This is a genomic window from Arachidicoccus sp. (genome assembly GCF_050436765.1).
GTDB lineage: Bacteria > Bacteroidota > Bacteroidia > Chitinophagales > Chitinophagaceae > Arachidicoccus.
This window is the reverse complement of the sequence record NZ_JBNQGD010000248.1, coordinates 1-1,012: the sequence shown is the minus strand read 5'-3', so window position 1 is coordinate 1,012 and position 1,012 is coordinate 1. Positions and strand designations below refer to the sequence as shown.

General features: G+C 37.2%; 1 protein-coding gene. It reads right to left on the bottom strand.

Features of this window, described 5'->3' with window-relative positions; genetic code table 11:
- Positions 1–383: G-protein coupled receptor (locus tag ACQR30_RS10930; RefSeq protein WP_429734966.1), on the bottom strand; the 383-nt coding region annotated here is incomplete at its 3' end.
- Between the last annotated feature and the right edge of the window lie 629 nt (positions 384–1,012).

Here is a 1,012-nt window from a genome sequence, read left to right as displayed (position 1 = left end):
ACTGAAATTCGTCTCATTAGCTCCTCGTTGTTCAAACAAAAATAGGTAATGAATTGAATGCTTACGCGGTGTGTGTTAATTCCATTAAGTGACGGGACTGTTTTCAAAGTTGGACAAGTGCTATGACCATTGGCTATCAGAGTTGCTGTTTCGGCATTTCGTCCGCCTTTGTACCTGTGTTGAAGTTGGCTATTTAAAGCACCGTACAGGACCCAGTTGACTGCAGAGTTCGTGAAAGGTAAGGCGTGAATAAAGTACATTGCATAAACAAATGCCGGCGGCACACTGTTGTCTGGTTCACCCGCATATTCCAAGTAGACAGCAAATGCTGTGGCGACCCAGAATGGAGTCCAACATAGGAAGTAGAAACAGGCTACCGCCAAAGTATACAGTGATATCCTCCTAAAGGTAATTTTATAATTCTATTGTAAAAAGTCGCCGATAAAATTGAATAAAAGTTAAGCTTACATTAAGGGTATGTGACTAGCCTAAACATTGAAATTCAGGATGCAATTAAAAAATAAGATCTTACTGTGAATTGCCGCGCATGCTGTCTGAGTTTTCCGAGCAACCGTGAATAGAAAAAAGTGACCAAAAACAAAGGCACCAAGTAGCAGAGAACGAACAGGAACAACGTGAACATTGTGAATACACTGCTTGGAATGTTAGTCATTGTACACTTCTCAATGCGCATTCGTGTGATTTTAAATGGAGCTGTTTCCTTTTCAAATAAAATAACTTCGTTGGCAGTGAAACTCCATAAAAGTGGACATAATGTGACCAGAGCGTAAGCAGCCAAGCCTAAACAATTAAAGTACATTGACATTTAGAAATAGAAAATTTGAAAAATTAAAAATCACAGTTAAAATTTTTGCAAAATTGCACTTTAAAAAATATGCAAAATCTAACATTTGAAGGAGCAAAAAAAGAAATTACTCATCAAAAATTCAAAACATATGCCTCGCAAGACTCTAGTCAATTTTTCATGTCATGTTTTTTCCAATATTTTTTC